We start from the raw sequence: 20666 nt of genomic DNA, 5'->3' as shown, positions 1-20666 counted from the left end.
ACGACGGCTCTTTTTTTTTGATGAGAATCCATATGAATATCGATACGCCAATAAGTATACTCGCAGGCATCAGCGCCAAAACCTTTTACCAAGACTTTTGGCAAAAGAGACCTCTATTAATTCGTGGTGGTGCGAAAGACTTAGAGCTACCGATTAGTGCCGATGAGCTTGCCGGCCTTGCCATGGAAGAAGAAGTAGAGTCGCGTATTGTTATTGAACACGGTGAAACACCTTGGCAGCTTCTACAAGGCCCATTCGAGGAAGAAGATTTTACCTCCCTACCAGAAAAAGAATGGACACTTTTAGTACAAGCCGTCGACCATTGGGTCCCTGAAGTTCAGGCATTAAGAGAACGGTTCAACTTCTTACCGAGCTGGCGGGTCGATGACATAATGGTAAGCTATGCAACTGAAGGAGGCAGTGTTGGGCCTCACTACGATCAATATGACGTATTTTTAGTGCAAATGGCCGGTAAACGCCGTTGGCAAGTTCTGTCACCAGAGCAATACCAAGACAGCGCCTTACAAAACTCTCAGCTTCACATTTTAGATAATTTCACTCCTGACTCGACTCAAGACTATGAACTCGAAGCGGGTGATATTTTATATCTCCCACCCAACTTTGCTCACAACGGCCGCGCCTTAGACAATGAATGTATGACGTTTTCTGTTGGCTTTCGTGCGCCCTCCACTCAAGCAGCCTTACAAGGCATTACCGACAAGCTTTGTGAAGAAGTAAATGAAAAGAATCGTTTCTCTGCTCCTGAGCCATTGGAACGCGATCACCATGCCGAGATTCAAGCAAGTGACATTGAACATTTAAAGCAAAAACTCCATGAGTTGATTGATTCACCAGAGCTTTTAGCTAGCTGGTTAGCTGAATCCATGAGTGAGTTAAAATATCCAGAATACAGCGTACAATTAAATGACGAAGAACTATCTGAAACTTACCAACAGGCACTAAATGGCGATACTTTCATTCGCCCTGGCGATGCTCGGATCTGCTATTTTCTATCTGAAGATAAGCAATCATGCTCTTTATTCTGCAATGGCAATTCTATTGTTGTCGACGTAGAACTTGTACCTTTTATTCAAGCCATTTGCGATCAAGAAGAATTTGATTTCAGTGGACTAAAAATTGAGCAACATGCTCAATTACCGGATACATTGAGGTTTATACTTCAACATCAAGTAATCATTGCATTGCCGCACGAAGACGAGGACGCATAAAAACATGAAAGTTTTAACGTCAGACTGGAACAGCAGTAAAGCTCAGCTTATGTTTGTTCGTCGTCAGGTTTTTATTTTAGAACTTGGCGTGGATGAACAGGATGAATGGGATGAACAAGATACTGACGCAGTGCATTTTGTGGCATTTGGCACAACTGCGGTCCCCATTGGTGTATGCCGCTTAACAGAAGACGGGCAAATTGGTCGACTCGCGGTACTACCTAACTATCGCCAGCAGGGTAATGGCACTTTACTGCTTAGAAAAGCGTTGCAAGTTGCACGTGAAATGAACCTTAAAGACCTCTATTTACATGCCATGGTGGATGTTCAGACATTTTACCATGCACATGGATTTGAAACGGATGGGCGAATATTCATGGAAGCAGGAAAACCACACGTCAAAATGGTTCGAGCACTCTAATTCTGCTTAACAACGCATAAAAAAATAGGAGCTAAAAGCTCCTATTTTTATCATTGTTAGATGATGGCGATTAGCTCAACATCAAATACTAATGTAGCGTGAGGTGGAATAACCGCACCCGCGCCTTGCGCACCATAGCCAAGTTCAGCAGGAATAGCGAAACGGTATTTAGCACCTTCTTTCATAAGCTGAAGACCTTCCGTCCAACCAGCAATGACGCCAGCTAATGGGAATTCAATTGGCTCACCGCGCTGGATTGAGCTATCGAACACCTGCCCATCGACCAAGCGACCTTCGTAATGTACACGAACAGTAGAAGACGCAACTGGTTGGTTACCTGTACCCTCTTCTAAAACTTCATACTGAAGACCAGAATCCGTTACCTGAACACCATCACGCGCTTTGTTCTCGTCAAGGAAGGCTTCACCTGCCGCTACTGTTTCAGCTGCTGCTGCTTTTGATTTTTCTTCCATGCTCGCTTGAAGCTCAGCAAATGCTGCTTCTAGTTGCTCAGCAGGAACAGCCATTGGCTGGTCATTTAAAGCATCTTTAATCGCAGCAAATAGATGATCTAGAGAAAGCTCTCCTAAATCACTACCACGAAGTTGATCACCGATCTGACGACCGATTCCGTAAGCAATTTTCGCTTCATTTGTGTCAAAAGACAGTTCAGACATGATGTTATCTCTTTAGTGTCGTTAAAAATTCGCGCAAAGGATAACACAACCAATTAGCATTGCCGACTACCGACAAAGAAACAAGTTATAGACAGGATAAATGATATCGAATATCATTTACAAGAAATAATCATAGGACTAAAGTCATGAAAAACTTAGTTGCTATTATGTTAGCTCCAACAGAATCTCAACAAAAATGGAGCACTTTCCTATTTGTTGGCGCTATTTTAACTATTGTGGCCTTTGGATTTATGTTTGACGGATACCAAGACAGTACAAGCTAGACAAGCAAGCCACTTTAGGCAGCACAAATTTGATTTGCGTCACTCCCCCTTAATATGGAAGGATTAAAATAAGTAATCATCCTGATGAGGAGAAAAGTGATGTTACAGAAAATCCGTACGATTCTATTTGCTTGTGACTTAGAGCCTAAAACCAACCAAGCTATGGAGATGGCTTTGAATATGGCAATTGCTAATCAAGCAGAAATCGTTCTTATGCATGCCATTGAACCAGTTAGCGCTCAAGCAGCTAATATGATCAACAACTATATCTCTGATATAACCATTAAAGAAATGCGCGAAGAGGCTGACCGCTCTACATTGGAACGAATGCAAACGTATTTAGGTCAGTTCATGGAAGCTCATGCAGAAGAAATGAAACAACTACCAGCCTTCCCTAGGCTTGAGTTGGCACACGGCATACCGGCAGAAGTCATTGAAGCAACAGCCGAAAAAGTAGGTGCTGATTTAATCATCATGAATAGCCGTACACATAGCCGCATTGGTCAAATGGTTATCGGTTCAACGGCGAATAAAGTAGTTCATCACAGCCGTGTACCTGTCATGGTGGTACCAATCATCAATTAGAAAACACTCTTAATAGACTTGGGCACACAAAGTACTGTATAAATAACCATAAATATACAAATTTGTGTGTCCATGATTCTCTATATTGCTGAAAAACCCAGTCTTGCAAGAGCGATTGCGAGCGCCTTACCTACTCCACAAAAAAAGCATGAAGGCTATATTCTGCTTCCCAATGGGGACTGCGTCACTTGGTGCATAGGTCATTTACTAGAACTCGCCGAACCACATGATTATGGTCCACATTATAAACAGTGGAACCTAGACCACCTACCAATAGTGCCTGACGAGTGGCAATGGAAAGCAAAAAGCAACACCAAGAAACAGCTATCTGTTGTTAAAAAGCTAATAAAAGAAGCCAAGCAAATTGTACATGCTGGCGACCCAGACCGTGAAGGTCAGCTACTGGTAGATGAAGTTTTACACTTCGCTAAAGTGCCGAAGCGAAAGCTTGAACAAACTCAGCGCCTACTGATTAACGATTTAACTGTCACCGCAGTTAAAAAAGCCTTAAATACATTGCGACCCAACCAAGAATTTGCTGCGCTCTCACGTTCCGCTTTAGCCCGTTCTCGAGCCGATTGGCTATACGGGATTAACCTAACTCGAGCCTATACGGTGAAAGGCCGTCAAGCAGGCTACAATGGGGTGCTATCTGTTGGCCGGGTACAAACCCCTGTTTTAGGACTTGTCGTACAACGAGACAAAGAGCGTGAGAATTTTGTCTCAAAAGCATTTTTCCAAGTCATTGCTCACTTAGAAACAAACACACTCCCTTTCCAAGCAAAATGGCAGCCCAGTGAAGCCTGTGCTCCTTATCAAGACGAAGAGAGGCGAGTTTTGAGTCGCCCATTGGCCGAAAATGTCGCCAAACGAATCAGCAACAAACAAGGGCACGTAAAACAATACGATAAAAAACCGAAGCAACAGTCCGCACCGCTCCCCTATAATTTATCTGCTTTACAGATTGATGCTGCAAAAGCTTTTTCTATGAGCGCTCAAAAAGTTTTAGATGTCTGCCAAACACTTTATGAACGACATCAAATGATTACTTACCCGCGCTCAGACTGTCGCTATTTACCGACCGAACAATTCAAGCAAGCGAAGACAATTATTGGTCAGTTAAAGACGTTAGCTCTTCCCTTCTCTACAGCAGCACAAGAAGCGAACCCCACTACACGTAGTAAAGCCTGGAATGACAAACAAGTAGGCGCCCATCACGCTATCATCCCCACCTCCCAAACAGGCTCATTTAGCAAACTAAACCATGATGAGAAGAAAGTCTTTGAACTGATCGCGCGTCAATATCTTATCCAATTTATGCCCGTTTACAAATATTTAGCGACTAAAATTCTAATTGAAATTGAAGGTGGAAACTTTGTAACCCAAGGCATTACTGTTACAGAGTTAGGCTGGAAAAGCCTAATGCCTCAATCTAAAAAGGAAGATACCGAATTGCCGATACTAACCGTGGGGCAACAAGTTCATTGTCAAAGAGGCGAAGTCCTCGACAAGGAAACCGTTCCACCAGAGGCTTTCACCGATGCAACACTGCTTGCAGCAATGACTGGGATCAGCCGCTTTGTCAGCGATAAAGAGATCAAAGCAATCTTGAAAGAAACAGACGGACTCGGAACAGAAGCAACGCGAGCGGGTATTTTAGAACTACTTTTTAAACGGAGCTTTCTAACCCGTCAGGGGAAGCAAATACATGCGACGCCAACCGGACGAGCTTTAATTGGGGCATTACCGAACAGCACAACTGTACCTGATATGACAGCTAAATGGGAGTCCATGTTAAATGACATTAGTCAGAACAAGCAGAGCTACCAAACCTTCATGCATGAACTGGATCAAGCGCTACGTAATCTAATACACAGCGCCCGACAAGGCTCTATGAGCCAATTTTCCTCATTACCCAAAACAAGCAGCGCACCTAAAAAGAAACGCACCTACACTCGTAAGAGTAAACGCCCTAATAAAGCGAACCCCACAACCTAGCCAAATGCCAGCCATACTCCGACGCTGACCATCAACGTTCCTGCGATACGATTCATTATTCGCACATTACCACTCTTCATTAAGAGAGTACGCATTGTGCGACCTCCAGATGCGTAAATCAGTAGGCATGCAAATTCTAAGGTAAGGATAATTGCGATAAGACTAACTAGTTGTTGTACCAACGGCTGTCCGGGAACCAAAAAAGGTGGTAGCAAAGCCACAAAGAACGCCCAACCCTTAGGATTAGCAATAGCGGTTACAAAACCTTGAGACATCAATTCAAATGCGCTGGCGGGGCGCCTATGCTCATCATCAGCTTTGATCGCCATTTTTCCACGTGACAACCACATTAAAATACCAATGTAGGCTAAATAAGCTCCGCCAAGATATTTAAAAATAATAAAAACCGTTGGATAATTTAGCAAAAGGGCTGCTACACCAAAAGCCGATAAAGTGGCGACCAAGCCAACTCCGACCAACTCTCCCACCATCATCCATAAAGATCGCTTAACACCAATAGTCATTCCCAGCGTCATAGCAAGTGTCATACACATACCGGGAGTGATAGAAACGAAGAAAAAGGTTGGAATAAATACCGATAAAAGAGCGAAATTCATTGCAGCATACCGAACAAATTGACTAATTGAGCTTAAACTGCCAGAAGCTATGCAAGTTGGCAATATTGGAGCAGTGGAAATAATTGGAAAGCAATCTACTTTTAGAAATGCTTCTTACGTTCAAACTCCCCTTCTTCCATAAATTTTTGCCATTCATCATCCAGTCCCTCTTCCGCCTTGCTGTCTTCCAGTGCTTCAGCCTCCATTTCAGCTTCACGTTGCTGAAGAGCTAAATCATCTTGAATCTCTTGAATAATGTCTTGGAATTTGGTGATTAATTCAATCGCTTCCGGCTTTTCTTCAACAGGTTTTAGCTGATTAATAGCTTCACTATATTCAGTGATCGCATCTTCCATTTTGTGCGTTAGAAAAAATTGCCGAGCTAAGTAAGAATGATGATCCGCATTGATTTTATAGCGAAACCAGTGAAGTAACTCATCATATCGAGCAAAGCTGTCTTCATCTATTTGCTTAGCCGTTTTTGCTGTCAGCAAATAACCATGAAATGATTCAAATAGTCGCTTCAATTCCATTATTTGAATTTCATCAACAACAGGCTTCGCACGACGCTTTTCTTTACTTTCTTGAAACTGTTGCATTTCTTCATGCAGAAAACGACGTCTTCGAGATAACGGCTCATCGGGCTGTACAGCTAAAAGCTCGTCACAGATAGCAATCATACGAGCATACAACCACAAACGCATATCTTTTGGCTGATACTGCGCAGGCAACTCATCTAAATAACGGCGCACTTGGCGCAACTGGTTGTTTAACAACGCTGCTTTGCGCAACCGCTCAATTCTTGCCTGTTCTTTAAATTGTAGATATATGGCAAACGCAATAAAGCCTCCAATGACCATCAACAGAAGCGTTACGATAATTGCTGTCATAATTTCGTTTTCCGAAGCGCTAATACGTTATTGTTTTTTCAACCAATATTCCCTTATAACAAAAGGACTTAACTGGCTCTAGGATTATTTCCAAATAGTTCCGTTTCAATGCTCTGTATTGTACTTTGCAGTTTTTTAAGTACGGGTTCCGCTTGCTCAAATGTCGCTACTTTTTCCATTTCAGCCAATGCCAAACGAAGTTTTTCAAGCGCACTGGCTTTTTTATCTAGATCCAAACTTGCTTGAGCCTCTTTCACAAGCAAATCATGATGCGCTAAGCAGTACGAAAAACGAACCTGTGTCACTTGATCTTTTGCCGTTGCTTTATCAACTAGGTTATTACTGACCAAGCCCCTCAATAATAACGGGACATCCTGTAAACCTTGTTGGACTTGGGATAACTGAACATGTGTCTGTACTTTGTCATTAATAGACGCCTGCTGATCTAGTTTGAGTTCTTCCAAAAGTTGCAGATAGCCTGGAAGTGCACTTTCTAAATCCGCTACTAGTTTGTGTCGGCCAAGTAAGTGAATACTTGAAATTAAGTATTCCAACAAGACGACTTTGGTTGTTAGAGGCAAGTAGCGGTCAGGCAACACATTCAATAAATGGGCAACACGATAGCTACGTTTACTGAGCTGTTCTAACTCTTGTTGCTGCCTTTCTTGGCGCTCTTTGTAGAATTTCAACAGTGATATAATCAGTATCGCTAATAGCAATACCACTGTCACGATAATTATGGTTGTTACAATAAAGCTACCAGACACGGGTTCACCACGAAAATTAGAAAAGCCTAAACCTAAGCATATAAAAAAACCGACCATTATGCATGATCGGTTTTTAAATGATTCAAAACTAAGGTGAGGTTTACGCGACTGAGAAGCCTAGCAACGCATAGAAAATAATTGCTGATAGTATCCCTGAAGCAGGAACGGTGATAACCCATGCTGCAGCAATACGTATCAGTGCAGAGCGCTTTACTAACTCTTTCTTAGTTGCTTTCTTAAGACTCTTACGCTCATCACGTGAGATTGGCGCTGCGCTACGAAGAGACTTGACCTCACGTAAAATCGCACGCTTTTCCGCCACATCCGCCAACTTAAATCGCTCAACGAATGCATGCGTTTCATCTTCACCAAGGCCAGAGCTAGTCGAGTGTTTCTCTATTTGAGCTAATTTTTTCTCGTAAGAAAGCTTCAAATATTCGCGCAAGAAGCCAACACCAAAGATACCACCTACCGCAATGTGCGTAGAGCTCACTGGTAAGCCAAGCTGAGAAGCGATAATTACCGTAATTGCTGCAGCCATTGCCACACAGAAAGCTCGAGTCTTATCCAGCTCGGTAATTTCAGAGCCTACGGTACGAATTAACTTAGGCCCAAACAAAGCTAAACCAATCGCTATACCTATACCACCCGTCAACATAACCCATAAAGGGATAGACGCTTTAGTTGAAACACCACCATTCATAAGTGCATCATTGATTGCAGCCAATGGCCCAATCGCATTCGCTACATCGTTGGCACCATGAGCAAAACTCAACAAAGCTGCAGAAACAATAAGTGGAATAGTAAATAAGCTATTAACCGCATCTTTGTCATTCTTAAGCGCATTCGCTGCACGGTCGACTACAGGGCGAACAATAAAGTAGACGGTTAACGCCAAACCTAAGCCAATCAATAAAGCCGTAATAATATCCAGCTTCCAAATCTTCTTAAGACCTTTCATTGCTAGGTATGTTGAAAACGCCCATACCATCAGAGCAACCAAAAGTGGCACGACTTTTTTAGCCGCTTCTATCCTGTCACTCTTATACATGACGGATCGTTTAATATAGATCAAGAAAGACGCAGCGATAATGCCACCCAAGGCAGGTGAAATAACCCAGCTAGCAACGATCGCGCTTACTTTGTCCCAGTTAGCGATATCCCAGCCACCTGCGGCAATACCTGCTCCCATTACACCACCCACAATAGAGTGAGTCGTTGACACTGGTGCACCTAAATAGGTGGCTAAATTCAGCCAAATCGCGCCGGCCAATAAAGCGGCCATCATAACCCAGATAAATGTTTCTACATCTGCAATTGCATTAGGGTTAATAATGCCTTTTTTAATGGTTCCAACAACGCTACCACCTGCAATAATTGCACCCGCTGCTTCAAATATCGCAGCGATAAGAATTGCACCCGCCATAGACAGAGCTTTAGATCCTACGGCAGGGCCAACGTTATTTGCTACGTCATTGGCACCTATATTTAACGCCATATAAGCGCCAAAAGCGGATGCAATGGCTAAGATAGATATGTTTGAAATGCCTTCTCCATGCGTATACGCATAGTAGCCAGACAAAACAACGAACGCTAAGGCGATTAAAATCCGAACGATATCACCGCCACGGGTAGTCTTTGAGCTTGTGCCGTAATCTGTAAGATCCATAAAAAGATACTTCTTAAAAAATTAAACGACGCTGGTTGGTAAATAATCACCTAGCCGCTCTTTTCCTAGAGGACCTAAACCAGCCTTTCAAATTAATCCGTCAAAATTCATTAAACTGAAACGCGCGCCATTCTACACTTAGATCATTTTTATAAAAACCCAATAGGCCCTGAATCATGACTTAAGTAAGAGTTTTTTTGGCGTACATTTCATTTCGATTGCATTTATATGACTTTAATATGACAACAATGTTACAGCCAACATTAATCTAAATATTTTATTAAATTCAGACAAAAAAAAGCCCCATCAGGGGCTAAAAAGTTAGAATTGGGGGGGCCAATTCTCAGGGTAAAAAATGACTAGGGCTTAAAAGAAGCCCATAGGGTTGATATCGTAGCTTACTAACATGTTCTTAGTTTGTTGATAATGATCAAGCATCATTTTGTGGTTTTCACGGCCGACACCAGATTTTTTGTATCCGCCAAACGCAGCGTGTGCTGGATACTGGTGATAACAGTTCATCCACACTCGCCCAGACTGAATACCACGCCCCATGCGATAAGCGCGATTGGTATCTCGCGTCCACACACCAGCCCCCAGACCAAATTCAGTATCGTTGGCTATTGCTAGTGCTTCAGCTTCATCTTTGAAAGTAGTCACAGATACAACAGGACCGAAAATTTCTTCCTGGAAGACACGCATGTCGTTGGTGCCTTTCAATAGTGTTGGCTTAATGTAAAACCCATCATTGAAACCATCAACCACTTCTTGATCACCACCAACAAGTACCTCAGCCCCCTCATCGCGGCCGATTTTTAGGTAGCTTAAGATCTTTTCAAACTGCTCTTGTGACGCTTGAGCACCAACCATGGTGTCAGTATCTAGTGGATTACCACGTTGAATCTTTTCAATTCGATCAATGACAAGCTTAATAAAATCATCGTACATATCTTCTTGAATCAAAAGACGCGACGGACAGGTACAGACTTCACCTTGATTGAAGAATGCCAATACGGCCCCTTCAACACATTTGCTAACAAACTCGTCTTCGGCATCCATAATGTCGCTGAAGTAAACATTTGGTGATTTACCGCCTAACTCAACAGTGGATGGTATGATGTTTTCAGCGGCACATTTTAGGATATGCGAGCCAACTGGGGTAGAGCCAGTGAATGCAATTTTGGCGATGCGTGTACTGGTTGCCAGTGCTTGTCCGGCCTCTGCGCCGTAGCCGTTGACTATGTTGAGCACGCCAGCGGGTAACAAGTCACTAATCAATTCAGCTAATACTAAGATAGAAGCAGGTGTTTGTTCGGCAGGTTTTAGCACCACACAGTTACCTGCAGCGAGCGCTGGAGCTAATTTCCATGCAGCCATAAGCAATGGGAAATTCCACGGGATAATCTGCCCCACAACACCTAATGGTTCGTGAAAATGATAGGCAACTGTGTTTTCGTCGATTTCACCGATGGAGCCTTCTTGAGCACGAATAGAGCCAGCAAAATAACGGAAGTGATCCGCAGCAAGTGGCACGTCTGCAGCTAAGGTTTCTCGGACTGACTTCCCATTATCCCAAGTGTCTGCGACTGCCAAAACTTCTAAATTTGCTTCAATGCGATCAGCGATTTTTAACAGCACTAATGAACGCGCTTGAACCGATGTTTTACCCCAAGCCTCTTTTGCAGCATGCGCTGCATCAAGTGCAAGGTTAATATCTTCTTCGGTAGATCGAGGAATACGACAGAATGGTTTACCATCAACAGGGCTGACGTTGTCAAAGTACTCACCTTTTACGGGGGCTACCCATTCGCCACCAATAAAATTTTCATACTGCTCATTAAAGCTAACAACGCTGCCTTCAGAACCTGGTTTTGCATAGATCATACTGTTTACTCCGATTATTGTTGTTTTCAGTAAGTGAATTACTATGTAATCAATGTAGACCTATGGTTAGGAAGTTTCTTGCCTGACAGTCTAAAAAACTTGTCTAGCAGTCCATAAAAGTTGACCGTACTCTATAATTTAGGTTAATCATTAAACAACATTTACTCAGCACCACCATCAAACAATAATTAATGAGGTGTGTATGACTCATCAAATAGCGAGCCTTGAGGCACTTCGACAGCCCACAAAGCTTGTAGAAAATCGAGTTTGTTTTGCTGGCCCGCACGCCGAACTCAGCATATATGACACTTATGAACAAGCAGAGCGAGTTAGCTTGAAATCAGATTCACTTCTCTATTGCGGCATGGTCACTGGCGCCAAAGTAATGCATACCAAAAGTGAAGAGAACATTCCCTTCTTACCACATGAGTCTTTTATTCTTGCTCCGAAAGAAGAGGTCTTTATCGATTTTCCGGAAGCGTCACTAGATCGACCCACAACCTGCTTAACCGTTGAAATATCTCAAGAACGCATTGCACAAATATGCGACCGCATGAATGATGTGACTAACATGAATGGATTGTCGCTAATCGATCCAAATAAACCACTGCACGCACTACACACACAAGGCACGCAACAGGTACTGGATCGCCTAGTAAGCGATTTTGTACAAAATGACCCTGATCGCGATTTGTTGGTAGATTTAGGAGTCAGTGAACTGGTCACTCGTATTTTGCGTCATCATGGCCGTGAAGCCTTACTTCAATTCACTAAACTAATGCCCGATGCGAACGGCTTAACAAATGCATTAAGCTTTATTGAATCAAACTTAGCCATGCCGTTGGATATTGATCAGTTAAGTAAGCTTTCCTGTATGAGCCGGAGCCGCTTTTACCAAGAATTCAAGCGACACCTTGGATGCACGCCTAACGAATATCAGCATCAACGGCGCATGAGCATTGCCTTAGAGTTTTTAAAACAGAAACGCTCTGTAACAGAGGTCAGTATGGAGCTAGGCTATCAAAGCTTGAGCCACTTCAGTCGTCGATTTCATCAACATTTCGGTGTATCCCCACGCCAAATCCTGAGTCAACTCAACCTCCAACACTAGCCCCTCTTTTATAGTGATTATAAGGGAGTATCCAAAAGCTCCCTTCGTTTTCCCTGACGTTAGTTGATACTATTCACTTCATACTACTGTTTATGGTGATATAAGGGATCTCCATGCCATCCTTATCTGATTCGCTGCTCAGCCAGCCTAATTTTGTACATTTTTGGACTGGGCAAATCGCCTCTTCTTTCGCATTTCAAATGCTTGCTGTCGGCATTGGCTGGCAAGTCTACGATTTAACCGGTAGTGCGATGGCACTTGGTTTAGTCGGGCTGTTTCAATTTTTACCACAGCTTATGCTGACGCTTGTGGTTGGACATATAGCGGATCGATATAACCGCCGTCTTATCTGTGTTTGTACTCGTTTAGCCATGGCAGCAACCGTTGGCATTTTGGCCTACGGAAACATATCGGACACAATATCACCAAACATGATCTATACCTGCGCGGTTATGCTAGGCACTGCGCGTGCTTTTGAAATGCCTGCAGGGCAAGCCATTTTACCTAACCTTGTCCCCCCAGAACTGCTTTCTAAAGCCGTAAGCGCTATCGCTTCAGCCCGCGAAATATCCGTGATTGCAGGACCAGCCTTAGGGGGCTTTATCTATCTTTTAGGCGCACCTGCACTCTATTTTACTAGCATGGCTTGTTTTTTAGTGTCTTGCTGTATTTTGTTTTTCTTACATTACAACTATGTATCCAAAGAAAAACAGCCCGTGAACCTGCATCATTTATTTGGTGGGTTACGCTATATTAAAAATAACAAACTGATTCTTGGATCCGTATCTCTGGACATGTTTGCGGTGTTATTGGGCGGCGCAACAGCCTTGCTCCCCATTGTCGCAAAAGACATTTTGCAGACGGGCCCTTGGGGGCTTGGCTTATTGCGCTGTGCGCCAGCAGTGGGCGCACTATTAATGTCTGTCTATTTGGCTCGATACCCTTTAACCCACAGTGTTGGAAAAATCATGTATGCCGCCATCGCCCTATTTGGCTTAGCTACCATTGTATTTGGGTTATCAGAACATTTACTTCTATCAATGTCGGCACTGTTTGTATTAGGCGCCTCAGATATGATCAGCGTCGTCATTCGCTCAACCTTAGTTCAATTGGAAACACCGGATGATATGCGAGGACGAGTCAGTGCCGCCAATTCAATCTTCATTGGCAGCTCAAATCAGCTTGGGGAATTTGAATCGGGCGCAACGGCGGCGTTATTTGGGACCGTACCAGCCATTGTGGTTGGAGGCTTTGGCACGATTGCAGTTGTCGGTTTATGGGTGTACTTATTTCCCAGCCTTTTCCATCGGAACTCTCTAGAGAACGATAATGAACCGACAAATCCAACATAGAGGTAATATATCGGCACATTAACTAAATTAGGCGTAACATGTAAGGGTGACTATAAATTTCAGACAAAAAAAAGCCGATCTAAATAGATCGGCTTTTTAAAATTTGGTGCGGAAGGAGAGACTCGAACTCTCACGCCGTGAAGCACTGGAACCTAAATCCAGCGTGTCTACCAATTCCACCACTCCCGCAAGGAATGAGGCGTATTATAGGGATACGCATTTTAAGGTCAAGTATTTTTTAGCGCTTTTATAGAAAAGAGTAACTCGACTTAATATAAAAAAATGCTTTATGTATCAAGCATTTATTTTAGGCAATAAAAAAGCCGATCTATTTAGATCGGCTTTTTTAAATTTGGTGCGGAAGGAGAGACTCGAACTCTCACGCCGTGAAGCACTGGAACCTAAATCCAGCGTGTCTACCAATTCCACCACTCCCGCAAGGAATGTGGCGTATTATAGAGAAACGCTTATACAGGTCAAGCTTTTTATTTGGTTGTTTACCCTCTAAGCGTCAAACAACCAAATAGATCACACGCAACACACTAGTAAACCAAATGTAATTAATAAGTTTACTGACAATTTTATATGTCGTCTTTATAATGCCCGCGTCAATTTTGGAGAGTTCTGTTATGTGGATTTTATTGGTCATGACTGGCCTATGGGCGTTTTCATTCAGCCTAATCGGTGTTTATCTTGCGGGGCAAGTAGATGCTTGGTTTTCTGTTTTAATGCGCATCACACTTGCCATGCTCGTGTTTTTGCCTTTCATTAAGCTTCGCCAGACCCCTAAGCCTCTGGCCTTAAAACTTATGGCCATAGGTGCCTGCCAGCTAGGTGTAATGTATGGCCTGTATTATCAATCATTCTTGTATCTTTCGGTGCCAGAGGTGCTTCTGTTTACAGTAATGACACCTATTTATATCGCTTTGATAAACGATATTCTTGAGCGTCGCTTTCACCCTACTTACGTTATCAGCGCCGTCGTTGCGGTCGCTGGAGCCATCAGTATACGTTATCAAGGCATTGATGAAGGCTTTGTCCAAGGTTTCTTACTCGTACAAGGCGCCAACCTATGTTTTGGTTTAGGTCAGGTTGCCTACAAACGTCTTATGGCGAGCACCAAAACAAAGCTTCCACAATTAACGCTGTTTGGATGGTTTTTTATTGGAGCATTTATTGTCGTTGTACCGTGCTTCTTGTTACTCGGTAACATCGAAAAGCTGCCAACTACAAACCTTCAATGGGGAATTTTAGTATATCTGGGTGTGATCGCATCAGGAGTAGGCTATTTCGCTTGGAATAAAGGTGCCACATTGGTCAACGTCGGCGCCTTGGCAGTTGCAAACAACCTACTGATACCTGCGGGAATCTTGGTAAACGTTTTGTTTTGGAATCGTGATGCCGATATCGTTCGCTTAGCCATTGGGGGCGGTATCATTTTGTTCGCACTTTATCTCAACGAGTGGTTTATCAAACAAAACGCACAAAAGAAGTTAACCACCACAAAAGCGTAAACTAAACTTTTAGATCTACCCAATGCATTAAAAAAGGGAATCAAATGATTCCCTTTTTTAATCTGAGCGCACCGAATAATTTAATTCGCTAGAAATTCACTGCGCGTTTTGTCGCTACGTTTGAACAAACCGCCTAAGGCCGTAGTTTGAGTCGATGAGCTGGCATCCATCACACCACGCGCTTTGACACAATAATGCGTTGCGTTAATGCTTACCGCCACATTGTCTGTTTCAAGCAGTGCTTGCAAGGTCACTAGAACCTGCTGGGTAAGTCGCTCTTGTACTTGTGGTCGCTGGCCAAAGAAACGCACAATTCGATTGATCTTTGATAACCCAATGATTTTGTTCTTCGGTAAATACGCCACTTTTGCTAAGCCATCAATGGTGACAAAATGATGTTCGCAAGTACTGGTAAACGAGATATCACTGACTTTAACCATCTCGTCCACTTTCATCTTGTTTTCAATGACAGTGATTTTTGGAAACTGGCTGTAATCAAGCCCAGAGAAAATCTCTTTTACATACATTTTTGCGATACGGTGTGGAGTCTCTGATAGACTGTCATCCGTTAGATCCAAGCCTAATGTGTAGACAACATCTTCAAACGCAGATTTGATACGCTGATACTTTTCTTCTGTTGTAAACCCATTATCAATCATCGGCGTTTCAAGACCATGCTTGATGAGCGCATCACGAACACGACTGGCTTCTTCGGAAAGCGCAATAGTGCTAACTTTATTGGTTTCTGCCACTGCAGTTGTCATATCAATACCTTGTCTCGCTAATTCGTTGATTCATGATGCCTAGAGCGTCGTAGCTTGCTTAGTTAAGCCAGATGAAGACCTCCGTCCAAAGCCAATGTACGCTCGGTCATGTAACGACTACTTAGGAAGTATTGTACCGCTGCAACCCCTTCCTGTTCACCTGGTTCTTGGCATAATAACGATTTTTTTAATGCTTTCTGCTGATATTCCTTATTGTCACCCTCCTGAAACAGGAAAAGAGACGGTGCAATTGCACTCTACTTTACACGCAGATTGTCAGCTTGCGAGAGAAGGATAAACTTAAATTAGTGAGGTCCGCTTTACTAGCAGCGTACGCAATATGCTTATCGCTGCCATTTTCCGCCATACAGTCGATTAATTGCATAGCATCCTTACTCGACTCTGCCATTTTTTGCAGTGTTAATGAGTAAATTCATGCAATCGCACACTTATTACGATTGTATAATTCGTTTAACCTCAATCGCGTCGCTTTTCTTGATAAGACAATCAAGTTTAGGTTTATTCATAAAATAGTCTAACTTATATAGGGCCTTAACCTGAGCTTACTCTTAGCAATGGAGCAAATTATGAATTCACAAGAACAGCTACCAAATATCCCCCAAGCAGCATTTGATTGGTATGACGAGTATGCTCACGGTTACATCGACCGGCGTACTTTTATTCGACGTTTATCTACTCTAGGCGCAGCAGGAATTACAGCATCTGCTGTATCGGCTGCTTTACTACCCAATTACGCTTTAGCAGAACAAGTTTCATTTAACGATCCAGAGATTATAGCTCGTTATGTTGAAATTGATGCACCCAATGGTCATGGAAAAGCACGCGGCTATCTAGTAACACCCACCGGAGTAAGCAATGACAATCCAGCCCCGGGCGTCATTGTAGTCCATGAAAATAGGGGGCTAAATCCCTACATTGAGGATGTCGCTAGACGCCTTGCTAAAGACGGATTCGTCGCCTTCTCACCTGACGCGCTATTTCCACTGGGAGGGTATCCAGGCAATGATGATGAAGGTCGAGCAATGCAAAAGACATTAGACAGAGATAAGATTCTTGGGGATTTCAGTGATGCGGCCACGTATCTGAAATCATCTTCCATCACGACCAATAAACTTGGTATTGTTGGTTTTTGCTTTGGTGGGTATGTTTCCAACCAATTAGCCGCCTCTTGGCCTAATATGATCGATGCCGCCGCCCCATTTTACGGCACACCTCCAACGACTGATTTACAAAATCTAAAAGGCCCTCTCTTGCTACATTTCGCCGAACTCGATCAAAGGGTCAATGCTACATGGTCAAATTATGAAAGCGCTTTAAAAACTATGGGAGTCGATTATCAAGCACACATGTACGAACGGGTTAACCATGGTTTCCACAATGATTCTACTGCTCGGTACGACAAAGACAGCGCTGAGTTAGCATGGCAGCGTACCGTCGACTTTTTCAAGCTTCACCTAACTTAATAACCCTCTTCTAGAAATAACAAAGGCCTCTTAAAAGGCCTTTGTTTATGACGAATCGCTCACGTTTATTATATTGCCGCAGTCATGATGTCATCTTTGCAAAAATATACACCATTACTTGGCGAAACTTGTTGCCACATATCCGTACTAAGTTCTTCGATAGGAACTTTTGCGCCAGCAGAGACCCACTCAGCAATACCACGTGCAACATTTGGGTAGCAGACTCTCACTACTTTGGCATTGTTTAGCCAATCACTGACCACGTCTGACGATAAAGTGTTCGTCGAACTCGCTAACCCCAAACGCTCCAACGCAACAACATTAGACAGTTGCTCTATCTGACCTTGCAATGGTTTTACTAATATTCGTCGGCCTAAATGCAGCGCCTCAGAGTTTAATTCAAACCCAGCATTACAGAGTACAGATTCACATTCTCTTAAGTTTTTCTGAAACTCATCACGGCTAAATGGAAAGACTTCGATATTTCCGTAGACACCTGGCTCAATGTCTTTGCAATGCATTCTGAAGCGATGTGAGGTGACATTCTCTAAGCATTCCATGACCTCTTCACTGTTTTCAAAGGGTAGATAGACCAATACCTGATCGTCCACAGCAATGTTTGTTGTATATTGACCCGTATGCTGAATTATGGGGGGTAAAATAGGCTTATCAAAATGATGCCAATGAACTCCTACACCTTGCGTCACAGGTGCAAAGTTGGACATCACCCAAGCGCCAAATACATCGCCTTTGTGTTTCGGAATATCATGTTGAAATGCATATTGATGACCAACGCCAATACAAGGCTTGCTTTGTCGCTTGGCAGCCCATGCTGTAATCGGCTCAAAATCCGTTAAGATAAGGTCATATGATGACAAATCTAATGCACTAATATCACGAAATAATTGTATTAGCTGAGCTTTTCGATACGTTGCTAATAAGTTTACTTTTCCATCTTTAGCAGCAAATGATAACCCGCTAAACGAACGAAACTCACCAAAGCATTGCATATCAAAATAGTCATGTTTATCTCTTCCTGAGAATACATAATCCACTTCAATACCAAGTCGGTCAAACTCGACACTCATTGCTCGTGCACGGGTAATATGACCATTTCCAGTGCCCTGCACCCCATATAAAATCTTCATACTAATACCCCAAATGTCACCATAGCGCATGTCGTTCCTAACAAGGCACCCATTGCCGTATCCGTCGGAAAGTGCACTCCTAAGAAAATTCGTGACATAGCTACCATGGCAGACCAGCTGTAAAAACTCATATAAAACTCAGGAAACCATTCACTTAAACAGTACGCCATAAAAAAAGCGCCTGAAGTATGTCCTGAGGGAAAAGAAAATTGATCAGAAGGACGAATAAAGCTCGTAAAGTCATCCAGAATGTCGGCGGGACGATTTCGTTTGAAGCTTTTTTTCAGAAGCAGATAAAGTATGCGCTCTATAGTGAAGCCGACTGCAATGATCAGAGCACATTGAGAGTAACCCAGAGACCACATTAAGATGGCCAACAAGACATACAAAGGTCCATCAGCTGATATTGAAACAACACGACTTGCTCGTGTCATAAATTGGCGATGTTTTCTCGCCATCAGCCAATAAAACGTCGATACGTCCATGTTGTGAATGCTGTTCAGTATGTTCATAACCCCCGCCCCTACACGTCTTCTATACTTACAACATAGAAAGTTTGGGTGTCATTTTCGTGGCAAGAGGATGATGCTTTTATGACAAAAAACGCTCCCGAAGGAGCGTTCTGTATGGTCTGATGAATGAATATTAATTTGCATTCATCATATTAAACTTTTTCATCAATTCAACTGGCTTATGCTTTTTATTACTGCCATTCAAAGCGTAAACTACAGTTTCGCCTTCAGGACCAGCACCAATATCAGTGTAACGAAGAGGCACTTCGCCAACGATACGAGCTTGATTCATTTCTTCAAGTGATTGGAATACATAGATACGACCTTCCATTCGCATTTCACCGTAAAACTCTTCAGCACCACTTAGTTCACCATCATACATGTCGATGCTTGCGATACCGCTGGTTTTTTTCTTATCTTCACTTGTTAAACCGAATACTAGTGTTTCACCTTTTGGACCTTCACCTATATGAACTTTACGGTAAGAAGTTTCACCTACTTCTAAAAAACTTTCATACGTTGCACGATCATCAAATACGTAAATACGACTTTCTTCGTGAACTTCGTACATATCTTGATTGTTCAGGTTCGCTTCAGTCGCCATCATATCGTTGTCAGATTTGGCATTAGAGCCTGCACATGCTGTTAACAGTAAAGAACCAGCAATCGCTGCAACAAGTGGTAACATTTTTTTGTTCATGGGTTATCTCCTTAACGTAATAACCCAACAAACTAACAAAGCAATATTGCAAATATATTGCACTACCAACTAAAACCGCTATAACCAATTCGACAACATTATCCCTACACCAAATGAGCGTGTGTAATTGTCATAATCCAATAGGGATTGCCCATATCCTTCAAAATATTGTGCATAACCACGTGCTTTACCCCACATTGGAAAACTGACCCCAAGTTGCACCGCTCCGCGGTTATCGGAGAAATTAAGATTGTTGCGCAATATCAAATCGTATGTAACATCATTATCTACATGCACAATAGTCAACTCGCCATGTCCCATGTAGTCGGTAATATTAGGGTTGTCATCGTCCTCATCGGATTCAGGAATACGATACCAAGGCTTAAACGACACTACCGTGTTATTACGCTCAAATATAAAATCCGCATACACTCTATTCCAAGACCTAGAAAAAGGGTCACTACGACCATTAGATTGATGTTGAATGCCGTAATTTATGCGTTTTAGCTCGGAACCCAAAAAAGAAAAATTGGGTTCCGTAGCAATAAAGGCCTCAGGCTCGTAACTTGTATCCCTAAATGGTGCGGAAATTTCACGATTATAAGCTTGCCAATAAGACTGCTGGGTATAGGCGAACCAAAGTTTTGAGTTCCGACCTAGTACACCTTTCGCGACAGGAAACTTAAAACTTAACTGGAATTTAAACTCCACATCCTGCAACTCATCAGATTCAACATTGCTGTAGGTAGCACGATCTCCAGTTTTTTGTGTGTAATAAACGGGTAGAAAATAATTAGGCCGATGAGGTGTTAAAACAAAAGGTTCATCGGATGTTATTTCCTCGCGTTGGACACGCTGCTCAATCATCCCATTAGCTTTTCTAGCCCGCTCCGCAATGGGTTCAGGAACCTCAGGCTCGATCAATAGTTTGGTTTTTTGTTTATCGTTAGAGTCGCCTGTTGAAGATGAATCTACTGCCCATGCATTGGAGAAAACCCCTATACCGATAACGAGCATACTTACCTGTCGCCAACTCATGACATGACCCTACCTTTTGAAG

20 protein-coding genes and 2 tRNA genes are annotated in these 20666 nt (G+C 42.8%); 9 read left to right on the top strand and 13 right to left on the bottom strand.

Annotated elements, in window-relative coordinates; all coding sequences use genetic code 11:
• Positions 1–32: 32 nt before the first annotated feature.
• Both AYW75_RS05570 and AYW75_RS05565 read left to right on the top strand, forming a co-directional pair.
• Positions 33–1229: a cupin domain-containing protein gene (locus AYW75_RS05570; protein ID WP_067096632.1), complete on the top strand. Its 1197-nt coding sequence runs from the start codon at positions 33–35 to the stop codon at positions 1227–1229.
• A gap of 4 nt (positions 1230–1233) precedes the next feature.
• The gene (locus tag AYW75_RS05565; protein WP_067096629.1) at positions 1234–1650 is read left to right on the top strand and encodes a GNAT family N-acetyltransferase; all 417 of its coding nucleotides are present in this window, start codon (positions 1234–1236) and stop codon (positions 1648–1650) included.
• 56 nt (positions 1651–1706) lie between these two features.
• Here AYW75_RS05565 and AYW75_RS05560 read toward each other — a convergent pair whose 3' ends face one another.
• Positions 1707–2327, bottom strand: coding sequence for an FKBP-type peptidyl-prolyl cis-trans isomerase (locus AYW75_RS05560; RefSeq protein ID WP_067096626.1), 621 nt, complete (start codon positions 2325–2327; stop codon positions 1707–1709).
• A gap of 146 nt (positions 2328–2473) precedes the next feature.
• On the opposite strand from AYW75_RS05560, the gene AYW75_RS18765 reads away from it, so the two are divergent.
• From AYW75_RS18765 to AYW75_RS05550, 3 genes are all read left to right on the top strand, one after another.
• Positions 2474–2611: a hypothetical protein gene (locus AYW75_RS18765; RefSeq protein ID WP_156490815.1), complete on the top strand. Its 138-nt coding sequence runs from the start codon at positions 2474–2476 to the stop codon at positions 2609–2611.
• Positions 2612–2710: 99 nt separating this feature from the next.
• Entirely contained in the window at positions 2711–3196 is a 486-nt protein-coding gene (locus AYW75_RS05555; RefSeq protein ID WP_067096623.1) for a universal stress protein, read from the top strand.
• 72 nt (positions 3197–3268) lie between these two features.
• Complete coding sequence (locus AYW75_RS05550; RefSeq protein WP_067096619.1) at positions 3269–5194, top strand: DNA topoisomerase III; 1926 nt, start codon at positions 3269–3271, stop codon at positions 5192–5194.
• Here the strand turns inward: AYW75_RS05550 and AYW75_RS05545 are convergent.
• From AYW75_RS05545 to exaC, 5 genes are all read right to left on the bottom strand, one after another.
• Positions 5191–5811: a LysE family translocator gene (locus AYW75_RS05545; protein ID WP_067096616.1), complete on the bottom strand. Its 621-nt coding sequence runs from the start codon at positions 5809–5811 to the stop codon at positions 5191–5193. The two genes, AYW75_RS05550 and AYW75_RS05545, sit on opposite strands and share 4 nt — an antisense overlap.
• 101 nt (positions 5812–5912) lie before the next feature.
• Entirely contained in the window at positions 5913–6701 is a 789-nt protein-coding gene (locus tag AYW75_RS05540; protein ID WP_067096613.1) for a hypothetical protein, read from the bottom strand.
• A 68-nt stretch (positions 6702–6769) separates the two neighbouring features.
• The gene (locus AYW75_RS05535) at positions 6770–7468 is read right to left on the bottom strand and encodes a hypothetical protein (RefSeq protein ID WP_156490814.1); all 699 of its coding nucleotides are present in this window, start codon (positions 7466–7468) and stop codon (positions 6770–6772) included.
• 100 nt (positions 7469–7568) lie between these two features.
• A complete protein-coding gene (locus AYW75_RS05530; protein WP_067096605.1) occupies positions 7569–9137 on the bottom strand; it encodes an inorganic phosphate transporter in 1569 nt (522 codons plus the stop codon).
• Between the two features lie 366 nt (positions 9138–9503).
• Entirely contained in the window at positions 9504–11021 is a 1518-nt protein-coding gene (gene exaC, locus AYW75_RS05525) for an acetaldehyde dehydrogenase ExaC (RefSeq protein WP_067096602.1), read from the bottom strand.
• A 202-nt stretch (positions 11022–11223) separates the two neighbouring features.
• Here exaC and AYW75_RS05520 point away from each other — a divergent pair, with 202 nt between their 5' ends.
• Both AYW75_RS05520 and AYW75_RS05515 read left to right on the top strand, forming a co-directional pair.
• Positions 11224–12132, top strand: a complete 909-nt coding sequence (locus AYW75_RS05520; RefSeq protein WP_067096600.1) for an AraC family transcriptional regulator — start codon at positions 11224–11226, stop codon at positions 12130–12132.
• Between the two features lie 113 nt (positions 12133–12245).
• Positions 12246–13484 carry an MFS transporter gene (locus tag AYW75_RS05515; protein WP_067096597.1) on the top strand — a complete coding sequence of 413 codons (1239 nt, stop codon included), beginning with the start codon at positions 12246–12248 and terminating at the stop codon, positions 13482–13484.
• A 104-nt stretch (positions 13485–13588) separates the two neighbouring features.
• Here AYW75_RS05515 and AYW75_RS05510 read toward each other — a convergent pair.
• Together AYW75_RS05510 and AYW75_RS05505 are read right to left on the bottom strand one after the other, a co-directional pair.
• Positions 13589–13673, bottom strand: a tRNA-Leu gene (locus AYW75_RS05510).
• A gap of 164 nt (positions 13674–13837) precedes the next feature.
• Positions 13838–13922 (bottom strand) — tRNA-Leu (locus AYW75_RS05505).
• A gap of 191 nt (positions 13923–14113) precedes the next feature.
• On the opposite strand from AYW75_RS05505, the gene AYW75_RS05500 reads away from it, so the two are divergent.
• A complete protein-coding gene (locus AYW75_RS05500; protein ID WP_067096595.1) occupies positions 14114–14998 on the top strand; it encodes a carboxylate/amino acid/amine transporter in 885 nt (294 codons plus the stop codon).
• 80 nt (positions 14999–15078) lie between these two features.
• Here the strand turns inward: AYW75_RS05500 and folE are convergent, their stop codons facing one another.
• Positions 15079–15762 carry a GTP cyclohydrolase I FolE gene (folE, locus tag AYW75_RS05495; RefSeq protein WP_067096592.1) on the bottom strand — a complete coding sequence of 228 codons (684 nt, stop codon included), beginning with the start codon at positions 15760–15762 and terminating at the stop codon, positions 15079–15081.
• A 587-nt stretch (positions 15763–16349) separates the two neighbouring features.
• Between folE and AYW75_RS05490 the strand changes: the two genes are divergently transcribed.
• Positions 16350–17246 (top strand): dienelactone hydrolase family protein, encoded by an 897-nt coding sequence (locus AYW75_RS05490; protein ID WP_067096590.1) that lies wholly within the window; start codon positions 16350–16352, stop codon positions 17244–17246.
• A gap of 68 nt (positions 17247–17314) precedes the next feature.
• Here AYW75_RS05490 and AYW75_RS05485 read toward each other — a convergent pair whose 3' ends face one another.
• The 4 genes from AYW75_RS05485 to AYW75_RS05470 all read right to left on the bottom strand — a co-directional run bounded on the left by AYW75_RS05485 (position 17315) and on the right by AYW75_RS05470 (position 20644).
• A complete protein-coding gene (locus AYW75_RS05485; protein WP_067097631.1) occupies positions 17315–18394 on the bottom strand; it encodes an MJ1255/VC2487 family glycosyltransferase in 1080 nt (359 codons plus the stop codon).
• A complete protein-coding gene (locus tag AYW75_RS05480; RefSeq protein WP_067096588.1) occupies positions 18391–18906 on the bottom strand; it encodes a phosphatase PAP2 family protein in 516 nt (171 codons plus the stop codon). The genes AYW75_RS05485 and AYW75_RS05480 overlap by 4 nt, the downstream gene beginning before the upstream one ends.
• Positions 18907–19039: 133 nt before the next feature.
• Positions 19040–19606 carry a hypothetical protein gene (locus tag AYW75_RS05475; RefSeq protein ID WP_067096586.1) on the bottom strand — a complete coding sequence of 189 codons (567 nt, stop codon included), beginning with the start codon at positions 19604–19606 and terminating at the stop codon, positions 19040–19042.
• A 78-nt stretch (positions 19607–19684) separates the two neighbouring features.
• On the bottom strand, positions 19685–20644 hold the full coding sequence (locus AYW75_RS05470) for a phospholipase A (protein ID WP_067096584.1): 960 nt from the start codon (positions 20642–20644) through the stop codon (positions 19685–19687).
• Between the last annotated feature and the right edge of the window lie 22 nt (positions 20645–20666).

The organism is Marinomonas atlantica, assembly GCF_001639725.1.
Taxonomy (GTDB): Bacteria; Pseudomonadota; Gammaproteobacteria; order Pseudomonadales; family Marinomonadaceae; genus Marinomonas; species Marinomonas atlantica.
The sequence above is the reverse complement of the archived record's forward strand: the minus strand, read 5'-3'. Positions and strand labels throughout refer to the sequence as shown.